The 16,839-nt window shown below is 48.5% G+C and carries 17 protein-coding genes; 12 read left to right on the forward strand and 5 right to left on the reverse strand.

What is annotated here, in order from left to right; genetic code table 11:
* Positions 1 to 891, forward strand: coding sequence for an LD-carboxypeptidase (locus H6G00_RS13015; RefSeq protein WP_190797049.1), 891 nt, complete (start codon positions 1 to 3; stop codon positions 889 to 891).
* A gap of 164 nt (positions 892 to 1,055) precedes the next feature.
* Here H6G00_RS13015 and H6G00_RS13020 read toward each other — a convergent pair whose 3' ends face one another.
* Positions 1,056 to 1,733 carry a HEAT repeat domain-containing protein gene (locus tag H6G00_RS13020; RefSeq protein ID WP_190797050.1) on the reverse strand — a complete coding sequence of 226 codons (678 nt, stop codon included), beginning with the start codon at positions 1,731 to 1,733 and terminating at the stop codon, positions 1,056 to 1,058.
* 244 nt (positions 1,734 to 1,977) lie between these two features.
* Between H6G00_RS13020 and H6G00_RS13025 the strand changes: the two genes are divergently transcribed.
* Genes H6G00_RS13025 through H6G00_RS13035 form a run of 3 tightly spaced genes read left to right on the forward strand, consistent with a single transcriptional unit; the run spans position 1,978 to position 6,464 of the window.
* Positions 1,978 to 5,310, forward strand: a complete 3,333-nt coding sequence (locus H6G00_RS13025; RefSeq protein ID WP_190797051.1) for a DEAD/DEAH box helicase — start codon at positions 1,978 to 1,980, stop codon at positions 5,308 to 5,310.
* Positions 5,311 to 5,328: 18 nt separating this feature from the next.
* Positions 5,329 to 6,168, forward strand: a complete 840-nt coding sequence (locus tag H6G00_RS13030; protein WP_190797052.1) for an SWIM zinc finger family protein — start codon at positions 5,329 to 5,331, stop codon at positions 6,166 to 6,168.
* Positions 6,169 to 6,179: 11 nt separating this feature from the next.
* Positions 6,180 to 6,464, forward strand: coding sequence for a SelT/SelW/SelH family protein (locus H6G00_RS13035; protein WP_190797053.1), 285 nt, complete (start codon positions 6,180 to 6,182; stop codon positions 6,462 to 6,464).
* Position 6,465: 1 nt separating this feature from the next.
* Here the strand turns inward: H6G00_RS13035 and thrC are convergent, their stop codons facing one another.
* Entirely contained in the window at positions 6,466 to 7,575 is a 1,110-nt protein-coding gene (gene thrC / locus H6G00_RS13040) for a threonine synthase (RefSeq protein WP_190797054.1), read from the reverse strand.
* Between the two features lie 260 nt (positions 7,576 to 7,835).
* Here thrC and H6G00_RS13045 point away from each other — a divergent pair, with 260 nt between their 5' ends.
* The 5 genes from H6G00_RS13045 (at position 7,836) to H6G00_RS13065 (ending at position 11,746) form a co-directional block, all read left to right on the forward strand.
* Complete coding sequence (locus H6G00_RS13045) at positions 7,836 to 8,333, forward strand: hypothetical protein (RefSeq protein WP_190797055.1); 498 nt, start codon at positions 7,836 to 7,838, stop codon at positions 8,331 to 8,333.
* A gap of 143 nt (positions 8,334 to 8,476) precedes the next feature.
* On the forward strand, positions 8,477 to 8,761 hold the full coding sequence (locus H6G00_RS13050; RefSeq protein ID WP_190797056.1) for a hypothetical protein: 285 nt from the start codon (positions 8,477 to 8,479) through the stop codon (positions 8,759 to 8,761).
* A gap of 346 nt (positions 8,762 to 9,107) precedes the next feature.
* Positions 9,108 to 10,175: a fatty acid desaturase gene (locus tag H6G00_RS13055; RefSeq protein ID WP_190646856.1), complete on the forward strand. Its 1,068-nt coding sequence runs from the start codon at positions 9,108 to 9,110 to the stop codon at positions 10,173 to 10,175.
* Between the two features lie 179 nt (positions 10,176 to 10,354).
* Complete coding sequence (locus tag H6G00_RS13060; protein ID WP_190797057.1) at positions 10,355 to 11,140, forward strand: hypothetical protein; 786 nt, start codon at positions 10,355 to 10,357, stop codon at positions 11,138 to 11,140.
* 72 nt (positions 11,141 to 11,212) lie between these two features.
* Positions 11,213 to 11,746 (forward strand): hypothetical protein, encoded by a 534-nt coding sequence (locus H6G00_RS13065; protein WP_242042253.1) that lies wholly within the window; start codon positions 11,213 to 11,215, stop codon positions 11,744 to 11,746.
* A gap of 24 nt (positions 11,747 to 11,770) precedes the next feature.
* On the opposite strand, the gene ruvB is transcribed toward H6G00_RS13065, so the two are convergent.
* The 3 genes from ruvB to hydA form a co-directional block, all read right to left on the reverse strand.
* Positions 11,771 to 12,859: a Holliday junction branch migration DNA helicase RuvB gene (gene ruvB / locus H6G00_RS13070; RefSeq protein ID WP_190797058.1), complete on the reverse strand. Its 1,089-nt coding sequence runs from the start codon at positions 12,857 to 12,859 to the stop codon at positions 11,771 to 11,773.
* Between the two features lie 126 nt (positions 12,860 to 12,985).
* Positions 12,986 to 13,651, reverse strand: a complete 666-nt coding sequence (locus H6G00_RS13075; protein WP_190797059.1) for an SDR family oxidoreductase — start codon at positions 13,649 to 13,651, stop codon at positions 12,986 to 12,988.
* A gap of 11 nt (positions 13,652 to 13,662) precedes the next feature.
* The gene (gene hydA / locus H6G00_RS13080; protein WP_190797060.1) at positions 13,663 to 15,075 is read right to left on the reverse strand and encodes a dihydropyrimidinase; all 1,413 of its coding nucleotides are present in this window, start codon (positions 15,073 to 15,075) and stop codon (positions 13,663 to 13,665) included.
* A gap of 261 nt (positions 15,076 to 15,336) precedes the next feature.
* Here hydA and H6G00_RS13085 point away from each other — a divergent pair, with 261 nt between their 5' ends.
* The 3 genes from H6G00_RS13085 (at position 15,337) to H6G00_RS13095 (ending at position 16,710) form a co-directional block, all read left to right on the forward strand.
* Entirely contained in the window at positions 15,337 to 15,681 is a 345-nt protein-coding gene (locus tag H6G00_RS13085) for a hypothetical protein (RefSeq protein WP_199318461.1), read from the forward strand.
* 61 nt (positions 15,682 to 15,742) lie between these two features.
* Positions 15,743 to 16,114, forward strand: coding sequence for a putative toxin-antitoxin system toxin component, PIN family (locus H6G00_RS13090; protein ID WP_199318462.1), 372 nt, complete (start codon positions 15,743 to 15,745; stop codon positions 16,112 to 16,114).
* Between the two features lie 119 nt (positions 16,115 to 16,233).
* Entirely contained in the window at positions 16,234 to 16,710 is a 477-nt protein-coding gene (locus tag H6G00_RS13095) for a hypothetical protein (RefSeq protein ID WP_190797061.1), read from the forward strand.
* Positions 16,711 to 16,839: the final 129 nt, after the last annotated feature.

Genomic DNA, 16,839 nt, shown 5'->3' on the forward strand with positions numbered 1-16,839 from the left:
ATGCATCTCTGTAAACCTCCTGCTCCCCTCCAACCCGGCGATCGTCTCCGTGTCATTGCGCCTAGTGGCACACTACGAGAGCGAGAGGCATTTCAGCAGGGAGTGGAACTGTGGCGATCGCAAGGCTATCAGGTTGAACTCACTTCGGGTTACGACGGTCGCTGGGGCTATTTAGCCGGGATCGATTCGGAGCGGCGATCGCAGCTAGAGACGGCTCTCAAAGATCCTGACTGCCAGGGAATTCTCTGTGCAAGAGGGGGTTATGGTGGGGCAAGGCTATTAGAAAACTGGGTCTGGCCAGCCTCCGAACCCAAATGGCTAATTGGCTTCTCGGATATCACCAGCCTACTCTGGAGCATGAGCTTACGTGGCGTTTCAGGCGTACATGGACCACTCTTGACTACGCTAGCAGCAGAACCCAACTGGTCAGCTCAACGTTTGTTTGATTGGGTTACAGGCAAAGCTTTAGACCCTCTCCACGGTAATGGGTGGGGTAGTGGACAAGCGATCGCTCCCCTCCTGCCTGCAAACCTCACTGTCGCCACTCATCTACTCAACACTCCCGCCCAGCCTGACCTAAAGGGCATCATTCTGGCGTTAGAAGACGTATCCGAAGCACCCTACCGGATCGATCGAATGCTTACCCAGTGGCGCATGAGTGGTGCACTCTCTCAAATTCAAGGAATTGCTCTGGGACGATTTAGCCAGTGTCATCCTCCTGCCCAAGTACCTAGCTTTACAGTTGAGGAAGTCCTGCGCGATCGCCTCTCCGATCTCAACATCCCCATCGTCTCAGATTTGCCCTTCGGGCACGACGGCGTGAATGCGGCCCTTCCAGTCGGTCTTCCAGTTCAGCTAGATGGCGATCGCGGCACCCTAAGCTTTGTTTAAAGGAAGGGATTAGGGGCTAGGGGCTAGGGTTAGAGCTTCAGGTTCATTCCTCATCCTTCACTCCTAATACCAATTTCAAAAATTAGGGTTGCAGATGAAAGGGCACCCCGCTGAGCAGGGTGCCCTTTCATCTGTAGCCTCTTTTTGGAGAAACGTTATAACCTCTAATTTTCCTTTCCTTCTGCAATACGCTTGAGTGAAATTGTTGCCGAGGCGGAAACATTCGGATGGGGGTCTTTTTCCAGGTAGTGCAGTGCAGAAATGCTCTTGGAAGTAGGCATATTTCCTAACGCTTCAGCAAGTCGCTGGCGTACCAACCAGTCCTCGGACTGGGCAAAGCGCAGAATTTGATCGACAGAGCTAACGTCTTTGATTTCGCCCAAGGCAGCGATCGCCGCCTGATGCAACACGACCTCATCACTGTCGAGTGCCTCAACTAAGACATCGTGTGCTCGCTGGTCTTTCAGGTTGCCCAGTGAAACGGCTGCACTAAATCGCACCAGCCAGTCGGTATCCTCATAAAATGCTCGTACCAGTGGCTCGAAGGCTCTGGGATCTTCTAAATAACCTAGTGCACCTGCAGCATCTGCTCGAATGCCGTAGTCGGGATCGGCTTCTAATAGCTTGATCAGAATGGGATAGCAGTCTTCAGTTGGCTTTAGACCCAAAGCAAATACCGCCATTGAGCGAATTTGCAGATTTTCGTCATTTAGCACTTTTTTAATCAGTGGTACGGCATCTGTCGCTGGAATATCTCGCAAAGAAGCCAGCGCCAACATGCGATCGCGCGAATTGTGGCTATCTAGCTGATTCGCAATCTGCTCCAAACTCAACTGACTCATAACTGCCCCAGATTTACATAAATTTACATTTGTTTCATCTATTATAAGCACTTGTTCTATCTATGTGAGCCTTTCAAAGATTTCGCGCTCTAGACAAACAGTTCTTCTGACAGGTCTGTTAAATTTGACGATTTCAGCGTTTTGTCAATTCTCCAGAACTTTGGTGAGGCAATCGGTTTAAAAAGAGTAAAGTTTGCACTAATCTTAGGAATACCTAATTTGAGAATTTCAGCAGTGTAAGCCGATGAAGATCCTTCACGGAACCTGGATTCCTCAGACAGAAAATGGATTCATTCAGGCAGGTGCATTCTATCTTTGGGTAGAGACAACTGAGGGCAAAAAACAACGCTCAAAAAGTAAATCCATCCATCCGCGTCAGCTTTCCAAACTAGAACTAGAGACGTTTCTAGCGGATGAGTTGGGCGTCAAAATTGCATCTCAAAAGCCAGAAGAAACCATCTCACCAAAATATTTTCTCCTGCCCAGTGCAGCCGACCAACCTTTACCCTCTTTAGAACTTTCGCGCTATTTAGAAGCAGAAACGCCAGAAAAATTTGACTTTCAGTATTGGCAAATTGATTGCTATAGGGCGATCGCTTCCGTCAAAGCCGATGTTCATCGCTACTCACTGGTTAGCAATGTCATCAACCTGCTCAACAATCTGCACTTCATCGCGCTGCACAACCTAGCAGAAGTTCAACTAGGAGCAGACTTGCTGTTCTGGTATCACTACACCCAATTTCTCAAACAAATTATTCTCACCGATCAGTACATTCCTGCACTCAAATACCGCTCTTCGCCTGCAGCTGAGGCAAAGCCCAGTTCAACCAAACGATCTACGAGAACCAAACAGGCTGCTCAAACCAAACAGACTGGGGCAACGAAATCTGTCAAAGCCACTCGATCTGCCAAATCCAAGCAAACTTCTGGTTCAAATGGCGCTAAACAATCTACTGAATCAGAATCTGCCTCAGAATCTTTTGAAATTTATCCAGCTTGGGAAATTGTTTCTGAACAGTACGAGACGGAGATTCAGCAATACGTTGAATATATGCCCTTAGTCTGTGTTGCAGGCTTTGAGGCAGTTCCTGATCAGCCCGGTTTTTACGCCAAAGAAATGCTGTTGCGGCACTTCTCCGAGTGCTTACTCACAGACATTGTCACGCATACCCCTTCAACCAGCGCCTTTGACCAGAAGATCTTTGACTCCTTAATATATAGCTGCCTGTATCTGCATAAAAGCGGAATGCCCTGGACTTCAACCGTCGCTCTAGAGCAATATCAGCAGTGGCAGGTGTGGAGCGATCGCCTCCGCCGCACTCAGACAGAAACGCCCTTTCACCTTTATTTCCAGCTGCATTCACCCGCAAAGCCCGAAGATAAATGGCAGCTTCAGTTTCAGGTTGCACCAAAACAAGATCCTTCCCTGAAAATTCCTCTGCTGGACTATTGGCGGTTGCGCTCAAGCCAGCAAAAAGAACTGCAAAAGCAGTTTGGCAAAGACTTTGAGCAAAACCTGCTGCTCAACCTGGGCTATGCGGCACGAGTTTATCCGAAACTATGGCAGGGATTGGAAACCAACGAACCCGATAGTGCATTTTTGTCACTAGATGAAGTAGTTGATTTTTTGCGCGAATCCGCTTGGGTGCTGGAAGCGGCAGGTTATAAAGTAATCGTCCCAGCATGGTGGACTTCTAAAGGACAGCAGCGGGCAAAGGTGCGGCTAAGAGCAGCGGGTAAAAAGCCTGCGGGTGATAAAAAATCTCAGAGTTACTTTTCATTTGAAACGCTGGTGGACTACGAATATGAACTGGCAATCGGCGACCAACCCATTAGCGAAAAAGAATGGCAACAGCTAGTTGAAGCAAAGTCTCCCTTAGTGCAGTTTCGGGGACAGTGGGTAGAGCTAGACCAGCAAAGAATGCAGCAAATGCTGGAGTTTTGGAAAACTCAACAGCAGCAAAACCCGGAAATGACCCTGCTTGACTTAATGAAGCTGACAGCAGATTCGGAGGATGATTTTGAGCTTGACCTGAATCGAGATCGGCTTTTGTCAGAAATGTTAGAAAAGCTGAATGATAAAAGCCGCTTGGAAGCAATGCCTGATCCGGCAGGTCTAAGAGGCACTTTGCGGGAATACCAAAAACGCGGGGTTTCCTGGCTCTATTATCTGGAAAATTTGGGGTTGAATGGCTGTTTAGCAGATGACATGGGTTTGGGTAAAACCGTGCAGGTGATTGCCCGACTCATCCAGGAGCGCGAACTGGCTGAGCAGGAAGGTGCAGCAGTTCCCCCAACGCTATTGGTTGCGCCCACTTCAGTTCTGGGTAACTGGCACAAGGAAATTGAAAAGTTTGCGCCCCATTTGCGAGCGATGGTGCATCACGGCAACCAGCGACTCCAAACAGAAGATGAGTTTAAAGCAACTTGTCTGGAACATGATGTGGTGATTACCTCCTTTACCCTGGTACGGAAAGATGCCAAATTGTTGAACGGTGTAGACTGGCATCGACTGGTGCTGGACGAAGCGCAAAATATCAAAAATCCCCAGGCTGCACAGACTAAAGCAATCCTAAAACTCTCAGCTCATCACCGTTTGGCGCTCACGGGAACACCTGTTGAAAACCGTTTGCTTGATCTTTGGTCAATCTTTAACTTCTTGAATCCGGGCTATCTGGGCAAAGAAGCTCAGTTTCGCAAAGGGTTTGAAATTCCAATTCAAAAGAACAATGACGTGACTCGATCTTCTACCTTAAAGAAATTGGTAGAACCGTTCATCTTGCGGCGTGTGAAGACGGACCAGTCGATCATCAAAGACCTGCCCGACAAGGTAGAGCAAAAGCTGTTTTGTAACCTGACTAAAGAACAAGCTTCTCTCTATGAGGCAACGGTCAAAGATGTAGAAAAACAGCTTCAGGAGTCTGAAGGAATTCAGCGAAAGGGGCTAATTCTTTCCACACTGATGAAACTAAAGCAGATTTGTAACCATCCCATGCAGTTTCTTCAGGATAGCAGTGAGTTTACACCGGAGCGATCGCACAAACTCACTCGCTTGAGCGAAATGATAACCGAAGTCATGGAGGAAGGAGAGAGCCTACTGGTGTTCACCCAATTCACCGAAATTGGCGAAGCGCTAGAGAAATACCTAAAACAAACGCTGCACTACAACACCTACTACATTCACGGTGGCACCAATCGCAACAAGCGAGAAAAAATGATCGCTGAATTTCAAGATCCTGAAACAGAGCCGTCTGTGTTTATCCTTTCCCTCAAAGCGGGAGGAGTTGGCATCACACTCACCAAAGCCAATCATGTATTCCATTTTGATCGCTGGTGGAATCCGGCAGTCGAAGACCAGGCAACCGATCGCGCCTTTCGAATTGGGCAAAAAAAGAATGTGTTTGTTCATAAGTTTGTGGCGATCGGCACCTTAGAAGAGCGCATTGACCAAATGATTGAAGACAAAAAGAAACTGGCAGGGGCGATCGTCGGTGCTGATGAGTCGTGGCTGACGGAGTTAGATAATGATGCGTTTAGAGATCTCATTGCCCTCAATCAAAGTGCCATTTTGGAATAGCCATTTAGGAGAAAAATTATGGCTGGATTTAGTCGTACTTGGTGGGGACAAAAGTTTATTGAAGCGTTGGAAGCATTCACCGATTCAGGTCGGTTGAGTCGCGGGCGTTCCTATGCTAGTGGCGGCAAGGTAAAAAGCTTTGAGATTGAAGATGGAGTGGTGACGGCGAAAGTAAAAGGCTCGGTGAATCCTTACTTTGGGGTTTATAAGGAACCGCTCTACACCACAGAAATTAAAATCACGCCGATCGCTCAAGTAAAGTGGAAAAAGGCGATCGCCCACATTGCCTCCAAAGCCAGCTTTGTCTCTAAGCTGCTGCTCAACGAAATGCCGGACAACGTTGAAGAGGCTTTTGCCACATCAGGATTACACCTTTTGCCGCACAGCAAAGCAGACTTTAAGACAAGCTGTTCCTGTCCAGACTACAGTAACCCCTGTAAACACATTGCCGGAGTCTATTACCTAGTTGCCGCAGAACTCGATCGCGATCCATTTTTGCTGTTTGAATTACGCGGTCTGAGTCGAGAAACTCTCAAAACAGAATTAGCAAAGTCTCCGCTAGGTATGGCTCTGTCCGCAGAGTTGACTGCTGAAAAAGCTGCACCACGTCCCTCCTCCAGCTATTACACCAAGCCAGAAACAGTAGCGTTAGAAGGTGAGATCGATCTGAGGGAGTTTTGGATGAGCGAAAAGCGATTACCGCAAAACTTTGAAGCAACACCTCAAACCAGCGTTCCGGCTGTGTTGATCAAGAAGCAGGGAGATTTTCCTCCGTTTTGGCAGAAAGATAGTTCTTTCATTGACCTGATGGAAGAGTTTTATCAGCGCGTTAAGACTAAAAATAAAGATGTGTTGTGAACCTGAAGCCAATGCCCTCTCCTCGCGTAGAAATCACCTATTGCACTCAATGTCGCTGGCTCCTACGAGCAGCTTGGATGGCACAGGAACTTCTCACCACGTTTACAACAGAGCTAGGAGAAGTTGCCCTAGTTCCCGGTACTGGTGGTATTTTTGAAGTGCGGCTGGAAGAAGAGCTAATCTTTTCACGCAAAGAGCAGGGACGTTTCCCTGAATCTAAGGAGTTGAAGCAGCTAGTGCGCGATCGCATTGCCCCCGAAAGAGACTTGGGACATAGCGACCGCCCCAAAGACTAGGCTAAAAACCCATAACTTGAGCTACAGCTTCTAGAGTTGGCTCAATGCCAGGCTTAAACTGATTCTGACTGTGATTGATTGCCGTATCAGGATCTTTCAACCCATTGCCAGTTAGCACACAGACAACGGTTGCCCCAGCCGGAACCTGATCTTTGACCTTTAACAACCCAGCCACAGAAGCAGCACTCGCAGGTTCACAAAAAATTCCTTCCTGGGAAGCTAGCAGTCGATAAGCATCTAAGATTTCTTCATCTGTAACGGGGTTAAACTGCCCCTGGCTAGCCTCCTTGACAGCAACGGCCTTCTGCCAACTTGCCGGATTGCCAATGCGAATCGCGGTAGCCAGGGTTTCAGGATGTTCTACAGGTTCCCCAGTCACTAGAGGCGATGCACCTGCTGCCTGAAAGCCCATCATCTGGGGCAGGCGATCGCACTTTCCGTCCTGATGATACTGGCAGAACCCCATCCAATACGCCGTAATGTTTCCGGCATTGCCCACGGGGATGCACAACCAATCAGGAGCGTTACCCAGTGCATCAACAATCTCAAAGGCACCCGTTTTCTGCCCTTCCAGGCGGTAGGGATTGACTGAATTCACCAGAGTCACCGGGTGGCTTTCTGCCATTTCTCGAACGATCGCCAACGCTCGGTCAAAATTTCCTTTAATCGCCAGCACCTCTGCCCCGTAGAGTAAAGCTTGAGCGAGCTTGCCCAGGGCTACATAACCATCAGGAATCAGCACAAAGGCTCGCATTCCGCCCCGCCTTGCATAAGCTGCTGCCGCTGCTGAGGTATTACCCGTGCTGGCACAAATTACCGCTTTGGCTCCAGCCTCCTTTGCCTTGGAAATTGCCATCGTCATTCCCCGGTCTTTGAAGCTACCCGTGGGGTTGAGACCGTCATACTTTAAAAAAACCTGTACCTGTCTGCCAATTGCAGCGGCGATCGCCGGGGCTGGAATCAGCGGCGTATTGCCTTCGAGAAGTGTCACAACCGGGGTTGCTTCAGTAACAGGCAGATAGGGGCGATAGGCTTCAATCAGCCCAGGCCAACTGTTGAGCTTCGTCGAAGAAGTTACAGATACAGAGTCGGAAGGCAGGCTTAGAGTCACAGGAGTCAAGTTAGCTTTGAGAATTAAAAATTACGGTATGGATCTTAAGTCTACCTTGGTAGGCAAGCTCTCTGATATATAATCTCTGACTTACATTGCAAAACCTCAAAGTGTAATATAAATCACTCAGAAAAAGCAGTAATATCCCTTAGTTTCAGGAAGAATTCCTACAATTAGCTGATGCGTATCAGCCAATCATCCAGATTTCATTCTTCATCCCATGAAATAGCCTGTATGTATTGATACGCGCGGCGAAACACATGAGACAAACTATTACACGCAAACCTTCCAGGAAAGATTCTCTATTTGAGCAATTTCTGGCTCATGTACCCCCTCAAACAGCAGAGACTTTCACCGTTGCTCAAGTTGAGGCACTAAAGCAAGCTTGTAGCCAGCTGAATTGGAAGAAGCATCCTGTAGACATTCGTTTGTCGGTTCCTGTCCCGTTCAATCGCTTTTATCTGGTGCTTTTAGCAGGTCCAGAACGGCGATCGCAGCAACGCTTGCAGACAGAGTTCCGCAAGTACCCTGTTTGGACGGCTACTAACATGATGGCGATCGCAGCAGCTATCGGTTTGATCCTGCTGTCAAGTTTGAGTTTGCAAAAAGCTTTGCTGCCTACTCTCACAAAATTGACAGAGCTTGAACCTCACGCAACCGACGTGCCCTGGATTGACAGCAAAGCCGAGTGCCAGAATACGGTTAGAACCTGGGAAGACGGAAGATGTCGAGATTGGGTAAACGACCCTAATTTCTAGAAGAAAAGTAGTCTAGATCAGCCAGTTGTCAAACCGACACACCTAATTTTTGACAAATCGACATGTTTAATACAATCAAATTTAAACTTTGGGTTACAATACCCTAGTGGTGTGAATGAGTAATAATAACTAGTCAGGTTTTGATGTCAAATCGTTTATCTGAGCTAACCAAATCCTCAACTGCCGTCTGTGAACCCAACCCCACGAGCAGTAAAGAGAGTGCTAAATCCGCTTTAAACCAGGGCAGCCTTCGTTTACTAGAACCTAGTAAGTTGCCTTATCGAGACAATCATCGAGCTGAACTGCTGCACCTTCAAGCTGAAACTGAGGCTCTATTGAAGCAGCTTCAAGTGCTTCAACAGCAACGGCTCACTTCAAGTCACTCCCTTTCCCAAGTAGAGAGCGAGAAGATCGAAGCTCTCACTTAGAGAAGTAGGCTTACACAGAATTCAGTCAAGATTCAGTTTTTGAAATGAGGCTATCGAGGTTTCTGAACTGAACCTGACTGATTTTTGTATGCAGATTTTGCTCTAGGTCAAGTTTCATATTCCTAAGTCTCGTCCTGCTAATTGCATAGTTATTGCTTATTGAAAATGCTTAAATCTTTTGATTTCAGTAATTTTGTGACTATTAACTAGAGATTGGATGCGACTATCTTGCTATAGCTTGCTAGAAATAGTTGAGAACCTCTCCAGAGAATCTGCAATCTGGCTCATGTAGATTTTCAGGAAAGCACGTTTAATTTCAAAACAGTTAAGGTGTTTTAACTCATTCATGACAGCAACATCAATCAAGTTTGACGACACGGTACAAGCCGCAAATGGCTTTGATGACTCGGTTACCGCAAAAATTCGACTGAAAGACATTCTAAAAACCTTGCCCCAGGAATGCTTTCAAAAACATCCAGTTAAAGCCTGGAGTGCAGTTCTGATTAATGTTGCGATGGTTGCTTTGGGATATGGAGCGATCGCGATCGCTCCATGGTTTTTACTTCCCATTGCCTGGATTTTTACCGGTACAGCACTGACCGGTTTTTTTGTGCTGGGTCACGATTGCGGTCATCGCTCGTTTGCCAAGCGCCGCTGGGTTAATGATCTAGTTGGGCATGTGCTGATGATGCCGCTGATCTACCCCTTCCATAGCTGGCGAATTCTGCATAATTTCCATCACAAGCATACGAATGAATTAGCTGTAGATAATGCCTGGCAGCCGTTTCAGCCAGAGTTTTATGACACCGTTGCACGTCCAGTGCGGTTGGGCTATGAACTACTGCGGAAGCGCTTTTGGTGGCTTTCCTCCATCGTGCATTGGGTCGGTTTGCACTTTGATTTGTCACAGTTTGCAGCCAAAGATCGCAGTAAAGTGAAGCTTTCTATTGCAGTGGTAGTTGGGTTTGTGGCGATCGCATTTCCCCTGCTGATTGCCACTACTGGCATTTGGGGATTTGTCAAATTTTGGCTGTTGCCTTGGATGGTTTACCACTTCTGGATGAGCACCTTTACCCTGGTGCATCACACTGATCCAGACATTGCTTTTGTTGAAACATCTGAATGGGATGCAGCTCAGGCTCAGCTAGCAGGAACCGTTCACTGCGACTATCCTCGTTGGATAGAGTTTCTTTGCCATGACATCAGCGTTCACGTTCCTCATCACATTTCCACTGCAATTCCCTCTTACAACTTGCGGATGGCGCACCAGAGCTTAAAGCAAAATTGGGGCGAACACATGCAAGAGCGGCAATTCTCTTGGAGTTTAATGAAGGAGATTACTGATCGCTGCCATTTGTACCATCCTGAAGCGTGTTACCAATCCTTTAAGGAATATCACAGACAGGAAAAGTAGATTGGAATCAGCGAATGTCTTCGCTTGATCCAGGGAAAGGGCTTAGGAATGCTTTGAAGCGCAACCTAAGCCCTTTCCCTTTTTTCCCTTCCCCAAGAAGTACTGGTTCACAACCCAAAATCAGGGCTATCCTTAGTGAGATGAGGCACGAGTAAAACCTGAAAATTGGGGTGAAATGTATGAGGAAGGCGCTAGGAGGAGTTTTAGGTTTGGCGGGAGCCACACTGGTTCTAACAGGTTGCGGTGGCAATCAAGTTGCTGAAAATTCTGCGCCTGTAGCTCAGCCCCAAGCTGAGACAACGGTTGCTGTGGATGGTACCAATAGCGTGGCTACGTCTCAGGCTAACTCAACTTCCCCTGACCAAGGTGCAGCAGCCTCTCCTCAAGCTTTACCTGTGCCCAATCTGATTCCCCCGACAACACCAGGCGATCGCCTACCGACTGTAACGGTGGGACGAAGCGAACCGTTTGGGGCGATTGCCGATGCACCAATTGTGCGCCGTAGAGTATCAGTCGCGACTGCACCATCCAACCCCGCACCATCCGTTGCAGTTGCTCCGGCTCCAGCTTCAGTTCCAGCTCCGGCACCTCAAATTACAACTGTGCCGCTACCAAATCAGCCGCTGCCAATTCTGCCTGGTAACAGTCTTCCTCCTGTGGCTGTACCGGGAACAAGTGTGGCTGCGAATCCTTCTACTGCTCCTGTTTCCCCCGCTGCTCCAACCAGTCTTGCCAATGGGATTGAGGTGAGTGGAGTCATTGAGGCAGGCGGAACGGTGAGTGCGATCGTTCAGGTTCCGGGTGAGCCAACGAGCCGCTACGTGAATGCGGGAGACTATCTTGCGGGTGGCAGTGTGTTGGTCAAGCGAATCGACACAACAGGCGAACCTATTGTTATTTTGGAACAGGGTGGGGTTGAGGTGATTCGGTCAGTTGGCAGTTCTGCAATAGCGGGTGCGCTGTAGCGGTTTCTGTATGGGTTTGGGAAAACGCTGCGGCAAAGGCAAAAATGTGGGCGTGAAGGTTCATAGGTTGGTATGACGAAGCAATTCCCAGAGCGCAAGGCTAAGAGCGATACGCTGCGATCGCCTGAAGCAACTGAAAACACTCAGCTTAGCTATCAAGGGACATATCTCTGTCCAGTCTGTCGGCATGGGCAGATTACTGAGCTAACGCTGATGGATGCTTTTGCCTGTAGTTTCTGTCGCCACATTTTTACTGCCAATCTGGAAAGTCAGACTGTTCAGGTGGTAGATAGCTCTCAACCGATGTCCTGGCGCTGGACGGGGCGGACCTGGCAGGTTGCCTATCGGGATGAGCTAAACCTGACGCTGGTGATCTGGCTGGTCGGAATTGCTGTAGCGTTGATGCCACCGTCGATTGTCTGGCTATCTGCCTACACTTTCCCCCCCTTACCCGGCAGTCGGTGGGCGTGGTTTCCCGCAGTTTGGGTAGGGTGTACACTTTTTATTCACCTGCTGCTGGTGGCTTGGCTGCTGGCGGAGCATTACCAGGTTCCGTTCTATGTATCGAGTAAAATTAGGCTGCGATCGCTATTCGATCGCAGTTAGTCTGCCTCCTTCAAGATATAAATTCTAAGTTAGCAGTGAAAGCTGGCTTTCAGGAGGCTGATAGCCCAGGTGTTTCCATGCGGCGGTAGTAGCGATGCGTCCTCTGGGGGTGCGCTGAAGGTAACCGATTTGCAGCAGGTAGGGTTCGTAGACTTCCTCAATGGTTTGGGCATCTTCACCAGTGGAAGCGGCAAGGGTGTCTAGCCCAACTGGTCCACCACCAAAGTTTTCGATCATTACGGTTAGCATTCGGCGATCGGTCCAGTCGAGTCCGCAGGGGTCTACGTTAAATAGCTCTAGGGCTTCGGCAGCGATCGCCTCACTAATCGCGGCTCCTGTATTTTTTACCTCAACATAGTCACGCACTCGTTTGAGCAAGCGATTGGCAATACGGGGAGTGCCTCTGGCGCGACGGGCGATCTCCATTGCACCATCAGGGTCAATTGGAGTTTTGAGAATTTCGGCGGTGCGTTGCACGATTAGGGTGAGTTCGTCCAATTCATAAAAACGCAGCCGTTGGACTAAGCCGAAGCGATCGCGCAAAGGAGAAGTCAGTGCCCCTACGCGAGTCGTTGCGCCAACCAGCGTAAACCTTTGTAGCGGTAGGCTGCGCGTGCGGGCACTTTGCCCTTTGCCAATGGTGATATCGATGCGATAGTCCTCCATTGCTGGATAGAGGATTTCCTCGGTCATTCTGGGCAACCGATGGATTTCGTCAATAAACAGAATGTCACCGGGCTGAAGATTGACCAGCAGTCCGACAATGTCGCGTGGACGTTCCAGTGCTGGGGCTGTCGTGATTTTGCAGCCAACGCCCATTTCTGTCGCCAAGATCAGCGACATGGTTGTTTTTCCTAAACCGGGTGGGCCGTAGAGCAATAGATGATCTAGAGTTTCTTTGCGGGCTTGGGCGGCTCGAATGGCGATATCAAGCACTTCCTTCAGCGCTTTCTGCCCAATGTAGTCTGCCAGCTTTTGGGGACGCAGGCTTTCCTCCTGTTTCCCCAACTCATCTACATCAACCTCTGGCTTCAGTAAGGTGGTTGTCGTCTCTAAGGGTTCCGCCTTGTGGCGACGGTTGGGTTCAGGCTGTTTAGAAGAAATAATTGCCATAACGTACCAGCAAGATGGGCATTCCTCACCCGAATAGAATTTGCGTGTATTGAGGACAGGCAAACACTGCCCATCATACGGAACATTCTGCAATACAAATGAACGTACTACCACCGTACTATCAAATTACCAGGGCAACACCTCGCCATTTGCGTGCCAGAAGGTGCCCGTGTTCTCTAATGTCAACTCGTCGATCCGTCGCAGCAAGCCCTTGACAGACTCTTCTGGAGTAATGCCGCCCGTTGTAAAGTTCGTCATGCGAGTTTGCACTAAACCGGGATGCAGAATTGCGACGGCAATTCCTCGCGGTTTGAGATCGTGGGACAGGGACTTGCCTGCCATCGACAACGCCACCTTTGACATGCGATAGCCGTAGGAACTACCAGAGGTATTGTCCTCAATCGACCCCATGCGGCTTGTCATCAAGATAATCTTGGAGCCTGATTTGAGAAGTGGAAGTAGCACACTGGTTACTCGTAATGCACCCAGAGCATTCACCTCAAACTGTTCTCGAATGCTGTTAAAGTCCAGGTTTTCTAAGGTGACACGCTTGATAATACCAGCGTTGTTGATCAGCACGTCGATCGCCGTATCACCTAAGCGAGTGCGTAAACCTGCTACAGACTCATCTGAGGTAATATCAATTTCTTCCTCAACTTGTACTCCTAACTGCTGCAATTCCTCAGAAGCATTGCGACAGATGGCAATGACGCGATCGCCCCGTGCTTGCAGTTGACGGCAGTATTCGTAACCAATGCCTCGATTTGCACCTGTGATTAAATAAGTTGCCATGAGAACTCCAATCAAATTACCCGACCCGAAGCAGATCGCTTTTGATATCGACCGTTGCCCGGTTTCCCCAGCCAGCGATCGCCATCCACAACTAATTCACCTCTGAGAAACACCTTCTCAACTTTGCCCGTTACCTGTCTCCCTTCAAACAGTGAGTAATCTACGTTGGAATGGTGAGTGCTAGCGCTGAGAATATGAGGTTTTTGTGGATCAAACAGTACGAGATCGGCATCACTACCAACAGCGATCGCTCCCTTTTGTGGGAATAGCCCAAACATCTTGGCAGGTGCGGTAGACGTAAGCTGAACAAAGCGATTGAGTGAAATTTTGCCGCCACCTACACCACCGTCATAGAGTAGTGGAACACGAAACTCTACTCCCGGTGCGCCATTCGGAATTTGGGAGAAATCACCTTGTCCTAACTGTTTGGAGCGATGGATACCAAACGGACGTTCACTGAAGCAAAACGGACAGTGATCGGTAGAGACAATTTGCAGGTCATCGAACTTTAGCCCACGCCACAGCGCATGTTGGCAGGTGTGATCGCGCAAAGGAGGAGTCATTACATATTTTGCGCCATCAAAGTCGGGGCGATCGTACTCTTCAATGGTGAGAAATAAGTAGTGAGGACAGGTTTCCGCAAAGGCAGAAATGCCGCGATCGCGGGCTTCCACAACTGCATCCAGCGCTTCTTTTGCTGACAAATGCACCAGATAAACCGGAATCTCTGCCAGTTCTGCCAGTCGAATTGCCCGATGGGAAGCTTCCCCTTCCATAATTGAGGGCCGAGTGAGAGCGTGATATTTGGGTGAAGTATTGCCCTGTGCCAACGCTTCCTCAATTAACACTTGAATCACACCACCGTTCTCAGCGTGTAGATTTACCATGCCGCCGTGAGTGCCCACCTTTCGCATCGTTCTAAAGATGCCTGCATCATCCACCATCAGCACACCGGGATACGCCATAAACATCTTGAAGCTGGACACACCATCCTGATTGATCAGATCAGGCAGTTCACTCAGCGATTCGGGAGTAACTTCGGTGAGGATGATGTGAAAACCGTAGTCTACACAGGCTTGCGGTTCAGCTAAAGCAAGGCGGCGATCAAGTGCTTGTTTGGGCGTTTCTCCCTGTTTTTGCAGAGCGAAGTCAATGATTGTAGTAGTGCCGCCAAACGCTGCCGATCGCGTCCCCGTCTCAAACGTGTCGCAAGTTTCTGCTGATCCGAGAGGAAATTCCATGTGAGTGTGAACATCTACCCCACCAGGTAACACCATCAACCCTGATGCATCGTGAACTTCAGCGTCGGAGTTGGGGAGGTGTCTGGCGATCGCCTCAATCTGCCCATCCTTCACCAAGATATCGGCAACATAATCATCTACCGCTGTAACAATCCGCCCACCTCTAATGATCACCTCACCCATCTTTTACTCCTCATCTTGTTGCTGGGCACATACTCTAATCAGGTTGTTATACCGCGCAAGTTCAAGGAGTTTTGAACAGGTTAACAATTCCTAATCCACCAATGCTTGAGTAATCCAGGCGATCGCTGAAATAAACGATAAAGAAGGGAATCGGTTTTCATATCTTAATTAACCTAGTTTCTCTTGTTACCAAGATTCCCTCGTTCCCAAGCTTCATCTTGGTAACACCTCAAGGGGGTTCCTGCTTCTTCTGTTTTAACTATGGAAGACACGGTTTTACATTTGGGCAAACGGTTTAGAAAGGCTGGCATAACAGTTTTTGGCAATAGGGGCAATTTAGTTCAAACTAAAGTTGAGAAGCTCAATCATGGTACCGATATGATCTTTATTCCCATTACCTTAGAACAATTAATTACAGCTGTGAAACAGTTGCAACCAAACGAGCAGGCAGAGGTTGCTAAAGTCCTGGTTCAAGTAGGTTTACGTTCAGATCTAGTGGCTTTAATTCAAGAGCTTTATGCTCAAGCCCCTGATGATGATATTACAGACGGCGATGTTATGGCTGAAATTAAGGCTGTACGTCAGCAATCCCGCTCAATATTATGACGTTTCGAGTAGTCATCGACACAAACATTTGGATTCGCATTCTGTTAAGAGGACGAATGACATGCCTGTGTTGGAGGCATTTAATAGGGAAAGATTCCAGTTGGTGATAAGTCAGCCACTCATGGAGGAACTTCATCTAGTTTGGAATCGCCCTCGCTTGCGAGAACGAATTAATCCTAGTCAAGCGATTCGACTTGAACAGCAGTTGCAGCATCGAGCTATTTGGGTCGAACTAGTAACGGTGCCTCCAACTTGTCGAGATCCTAAAGATTTACCTGTGCTGGTTACAGCAATTGATGGCAAAGCAGAAATTATCGTATCCGGAGATGATGATTTACGGGCTGATGATGGGTTGAGGACAATAATGACAACCTACGGCATTCGGTTGCTGGGTGTTAATTCTTTCCTGGAAGCTCTGGGTGAGGAAAGTTAAGAACTATACGAAAGGTGCACCCGTGCAAGAAGCTGTGTTTGCCTCGGCTGAGAGATTGATCGTTGCCGTTGTCTAACCTTCGGGCACCCTAAACAGGTAATTTACCTGGGAGCATCGTTATGCCTACCAACCGAGTTAGCGTTAACCTGTCTGCTGTAGAACAACAAGAGGTGATGACTGCGATCGCCACCATTCGCCAGAAGCTATCCTTTTTGATTCCGATGAGTCCAGAAGAACGCCGCGCCACCGTCAGGTTAGGCGATCGCAATCGTGCTTTTACCCGCAAGGCGCTAGAGATTGCAGCGCAAAATCCTGAATTTCTGCCCCGCTCTTTTGACCTCGAAGAAATGCGCCACGACCTGGAATTGTTTGAAGCTCTGCAACCTATGCTTTTGGCACTGACTCAGTTGCAAGAGTTGATTGATGATACAGCGGTCGCAGCAGGCGGCGAAGCATACTCGGCTGCCCTAGAAGTCTACCGTTATGCCAAAGCGAACGGGACAGTTGCCGGATTAGATAACCTCGTAGAGGCAATGGGGCAACGGTTTACTCAACAGTCTGGACGGGGGCGATCGTCTTCTACCACTTCTAGTTAAGACAGCTTTCCACTAGGTCGTCTACTAGGCTGGCTTCAATCGTAGTGAAGCCAGCCTAATTTTTTAGCTAGCTGACTTAGCCCAGACTGAAGTCAGCCTAGTTAGTGATGAAGCTAGCCTAGTCAGCAA

The organism is Leptolyngbya sp. FACHB-541 (assembly GCF_014695875.1).
In the GTDB taxonomy this organism is placed as follows: Bacteria; Cyanobacteriota; Cyanobacteriia; order Elainellales; family Elainellaceae; genus JAAUTN01.

What these genes read in the sequence shown, in the direction of transcription:
- ruvB (WP_190797058.1), bottom strand. Translation starts at nt 12,859, where the DNA reads ATGGCAATTATTTCTTCTAAACAGCCTGAACCCAACCGTCGCCACAAG.
- H6G00_RS13025 (WP_190797051.1), top strand. Translation starts at nt 1,978, where the DNA reads ATGAAGATCCTTCACGGAACCTGGATTCCTCAGACAGAAAATGGATTC.
- H6G00_RS13065 (WP_242042253.1), top strand. Translation starts at nt 11,213, where the DNA reads ATGACGAAGCAATTCCCAGAGCGCAAGGCTAAGAGCGATACGCTGCGA.
- H6G00_RS13020 (WP_190797050.1), bottom strand. Translation starts at nt 1,733, where the DNA reads ATGAGTCAGTTGAGTTTGGAGCAGATTGCGAATCAGCTAGATAGCCAC.
- H6G00_RS13060 (WP_190797057.1), top strand. Translation starts at nt 10,355, where the DNA reads ATGAGGAAGGCGCTAGGAGGAGTTTTAGGTTTGGCGGGAGCCACACTG.
- H6G00_RS13015 (WP_190797049.1), top strand. Translation starts at nt 1, where the DNA reads ATGCATCTCTGTAAACCTCCTGCTCCCCTCCAACCCGGCGATCGTCTC.
- H6G00_RS13090 (WP_199318462.1), top strand. Translation starts at nt 15,743, where the DNA reads ATGCCTGTGTTGGAGGCATTTAATAGGGAAAGATTCCAGTTGGTGATA.
- H6G00_RS13085 (WP_199318461.1), top strand. Translation starts at nt 15,337, where the DNA reads ATGGAAGACACGGTTTTACATTTGGGCAAACGGTTTAGAAAGGCTGGC.
- H6G00_RS13045 (WP_190797055.1), top strand. Translation starts at nt 7,836, where the DNA reads ATGAGACAAACTATTACACGCAAACCTTCCAGGAAAGATTCTCTATTT.
- H6G00_RS13035 (WP_190797053.1), top strand. Translation starts at nt 6,180, where the DNA reads ATGCCCTCTCCTCGCGTAGAAATCACCTATTGCACTCAATGTCGCTGG.
- H6G00_RS13055 (WP_190646856.1), top strand. Translation starts at nt 9,108, where the DNA reads ATGACAGCAACATCAATCAAGTTTGACGACACGGTACAAGCCGCAAAT.
- H6G00_RS13075 (WP_190797059.1), bottom strand. Translation starts at nt 13,651, where the DNA reads ATGGCAACTTATTTAATCACAGGTGCAAATCGAGGCATTGGTTACGAA.
- H6G00_RS13050 (WP_190797056.1), top strand. Translation starts at nt 8,477, where the DNA reads ATGTCAAATCGTTTATCTGAGCTAACCAAATCCTCAACTGCCGTCTGT.
- H6G00_RS13095 (WP_190797061.1), top strand. Translation starts at nt 16,234, where the DNA reads ATGCCTACCAACCGAGTTAGCGTTAACCTGTCTGCTGTAGAACAACAA.
- hydA (WP_190797060.1), bottom strand. Translation starts at nt 15,075, where the DNA reads ATGGGTGAGGTGATCATTAGAGGTGGGCGGATTGTTACAGCGGTAGAT.
- H6G00_RS13030 (WP_190797052.1), top strand. Translation starts at nt 5,329, where the DNA reads ATGGCTGGATTTAGTCGTACTTGGTGGGGACAAAAGTTTATTGAAGCG.